Source organism: Cyanobium sp. NIVA-CYA 375 (genome assembly GCF_056108345.1).
Genome location: NZ_JBSYHW010000149.1, coordinates 1 through 2,711 on the forward strand (window position 1 = coordinate 1; position 2,711 = coordinate 2,711).

A 2,711-nucleotide genomic window follows, 5' to 3' on the forward strand; every position below is an offset into this window, starting at 1 on the left:
TGGGGGTTCTTTACCTTTTGGGAGAACTTTTGGTTGGGGGTGTGGGCGGGAGGGGGGAAAAGCCCCCAGGCCTACCAGCAGATCCTCACGGCTGGCCTGAACATCTACGTGCTGGAACTGGTGGTGCTCCACCTGGGAGGAAGTCTTTCCCTGCTCTTCAACGGGCCGGGTCGCTTTTCCTTTGATGTAGGCATGGGGAGCGAGCTGATCTCCGGACTAGATCAAGGCGGTGTCGCCCCTGAAACGGATCAACCCCGTGGCTTCTGGGCCCTCACTCCGGCGGTCGCATCAGTGAAGGCCTTCCGACAGGCCGCTTGAGCGGCAAGGGAAGAGCTGTCGCCCATGGATTGGCAGCCCTCACCCCGACAGCGCCCAAGCCAGTCACATTGCGTTACAGTTTTCGTAACAAACCGCAACAGTCATGACTGAGTCCACGCCCCGCTTCGGTTTTGTTGCCTTCGCCGAGACCTGGAATGGCCGTCTGGCCATGCTCGGCTTCGTGATCGGCCTTGGCACCGAATTGCTAACCGGCCAGAGCATCCTCGGCCAACTGGGCCTGGGCTGATCCCATGAGCACCGATTACACCGCCGCCATCACTGCCGTCGTCGCCCTCGTGTTGGTGCTTACCGCTATGACCACTTACGTGTTCAGCCGCCCAAGCGATCTTTCCCCTAGGGCTCGATGACCGCAAAAATTCGCAGTGGTGCTTTTTGGCGCCTGGTTTACAGGCGCGTTGCTCCAGCCCGATCTGGCGGACTGACGGTTTCCTGTCCAGTCCATTGCGCATACGTCTCATGAGCAACACCATCGCCTACGACAAATGGCTCGAGCACCGCGCAGAACAGCTAATTCTTTTCGATCAGCTCAAGAGAGCTGAGATCTTTAACGGTCGCGCCGCCATGCTCGGCATCGTGATCGGCATCACCACTGAAGCCCTTACCGGCTCCGGGATAGTCCATCAGATTGGCCTCGGTGCCCTAGTGGATGGCTATGCCGCCTGCCGGACCCAGTTCCTTCCCTTCTGTTTCTGAGCTTTTACAAAAACCACTTGACCCTCGCGGGTATGCCACACGGCTGAACAAGCAAATGTCCGGGGCTATGGCTCCGGGCATTTTTGTATCTCAAGTCTGCTCGGTGAGCACGTGTTGCATCACCTTCAGCAATCCATCGGCCAGAGGGCGATGGCTGCCGAGCTTGGTGCTCCAGATCGAGCCTGCCAGCAAGTCCTCTGCGCTCACCAGGGCCAGGTCCTGGCCTTCCAGCAGCTGCAACTGCTCCAGCGGAACCGACAGCTCAGCTCGGAACACATGGGCCGTGCGGCGGTGGATGTGATGCACCATCACCAGCTCCACCACCATGGGCTGCCAGCTGATCTCCTCCAGCAGCTCCCGCCGCAGCGCCTGCTCCGGCGTTTCGCCCGTATCAAGGTGCCCGCCAAACAGTCCCCAGCAGCCAGAGGCGACGATCGTGGGGATCTCGTCGCGCAGCTGCATCAGCCAGCGGCCATCCCGATGCAGCATCGCCAGGGCGACTTCAAGGGCCATGGCGCGTCCTCAGTCCGCAGCAGTGCGGCGCCTCTGCTTGGTGTAGATCGCTGCACCGCCGGCCGCTAACACCAGGCCACCGCTGATGGCCAGGAACACCAGCGTCTGCAGAAGCAACAGAAAGATTCCGATGGCCGAACCGGCCACGATCTGCACCCTTGCCTTGATCAGCAGGGTGAGCAGCAGCAGCACAGTGGCCTTGAGGCTCAGCACCTTGGCCGTGCTGAACGGCAAGAAGGGGTTTAGGAGCACAGGTTGATCTCGGGTCTCCCCATGTTGGCTGGCGTGACCGGAAGAGGTGGCGCCACCTAGTCCCGCAGCGGCTTCTGCGGGATCCACTGCGGCGGACACGCCCGCCAACCCTCCTGCCGCTTCTGGCCCCAGAGCTTGATCGCCTCCTCTCGCATCAGCTCCCTGCGGTGTTTGAGCAGCGGTGGTTCACCGCTGGGCATCACCTCTCCAAAAGTCACCTCCAGCACCTGACTCCAGCGGTCGTAGCGGCAGGGCTGGAAATGGAGCACTTGGCGGCCATCGCTAAGCCAGCCCTCTTGCGGAGACAGCGGTGGGCGGCCGGGACTGTTCGTGACGTTCATCGAGAGCTGCTCAGGCCACCTCCGGCGCCCAGCCCTGCTGACGTGTCATGTCATCGGTCCACCCCTGGTGCAGCTGACAGGTGAGCAGCGGGATGCAGTTCACTCCGGCGTGGTGCCTGAACCAGTGGCAGGTCATGCAGACCTTGCGGCTCCGGGTCTTGAGCAGGACGGCCTCGTCCAGGTAGGACCACTCCTCGATCGGGAGATCAAGCCGGGCATTCAGTGCTGCGGGTCGGGGGAGAGGGGCACCCATGAATCATGGTCAATGCGTACGCATGTACTAGCACGTTTGCCCCTGTCACGCCCTGCCTGATCGGCTCAGCTCTGGTGGAGAGCGGCTGCCTCTGGCTGCGACTGGTGTTGCACCAGAAACGTCTCAATCCAGTCGTGGTGCCGCCGCTGGCAAATCCGATCAGCGATAGAAACAGCCTCTTCCGGCACCTGAAAGCGCTTGCGAAAGGCCTTAGTGAACCCCTCCAGAGCAGGGCGTGGCAATCCCCGAACGGTGGCGAGGATCTGCTGGATGGTGCCTGGATCGAGCGGGTCAAGGCTTGGATCTTTCTCTTGCTGCGC

General features: G+C 61.7%; 6 protein-coding genes and 2 pseudogenes. 3 read left to right on the forward strand and 5 right to left on the reverse strand.

Annotated elements, in window-relative coordinates; all coding sequences use genetic code 11:
• The 3 genes and pseudogenes from AC01FP_RS16865 to AC01FP_RS16875 all read left to right on the forward strand — a co-directional run.
• Positions 1-318 (forward strand): annotated as a pseudogene (locus AC01FP_RS16865) (hypothetical protein); the annotation flags it as partial.
• A gap of 103 nt (positions 319-421) precedes the next feature.
• On the forward strand, positions 422-565 hold the full coding sequence (locus AC01FP_RS16870; RefSeq protein WP_254929687.1) for a chlorophyll a/b-binding protein: 144 nt from the start codon (positions 422-424) through the stop codon (positions 563-565).
• Between the two features lie 230 nt (positions 566-795).
• Entirely contained in the window at positions 796-1,032 is a 237-nt protein-coding gene (locus tag AC01FP_RS16875) for a high light inducible protein (RefSeq protein WP_474481827.1), read from the forward strand.
• A gap of 90 nt (positions 1,033-1,122) precedes the next feature.
• Here the strand turns inward: AC01FP_RS16875 and AC01FP_RS16880 are convergent, their stop codons facing one another.
• The 5 genes and pseudogenes from AC01FP_RS16880 to AC01FP_RS16900 form a co-directional block, all read right to left on the reverse strand.
• The gene (locus AC01FP_RS16880) at positions 1,123-1,545 is read right to left on the reverse strand and encodes an NUDIX hydrolase (protein WP_474481829.1); all 423 of its coding nucleotides are present in this window, start codon (positions 1,543-1,545) and stop codon (positions 1,123-1,125) included.
• Between the two features lie 9 nt (positions 1,546-1,554).
• Positions 1,555-1,896 carry a hypothetical protein gene (locus AC01FP_RS16885; protein WP_474481830.1) on the reverse strand — a complete coding sequence of 114 codons (342 nt, stop codon included), beginning with the start codon at positions 1,894-1,896 and terminating at the stop codon, positions 1,555-1,557.
• Positions 1,854-2,138: a DUF1651 domain-containing protein gene (locus AC01FP_RS16890; RefSeq protein WP_474481831.1), complete on the reverse strand. Its 285-nt coding sequence runs from the start codon at positions 2,136-2,138 to the stop codon at positions 1,854-1,856. Before AC01FP_RS16890 ends, AC01FP_RS16885 begins: the two co-directional genes overlap by 43 nt.
• Before the next feature lie 10 nt (positions 2,139-2,148).
• Entirely contained in the window at positions 2,149-2,391 is a 243-nt protein-coding gene (locus AC01FP_RS16895) for a galactose oxidase (protein WP_474481833.1), read from the reverse strand.
• A 65-nt stretch (positions 2,392-2,456) separates the two neighbouring features.
• Positions 2,457-2,711: pseudogene (locus AC01FP_RS16900) on the reverse strand (hypothetical protein); the annotation flags it as partial.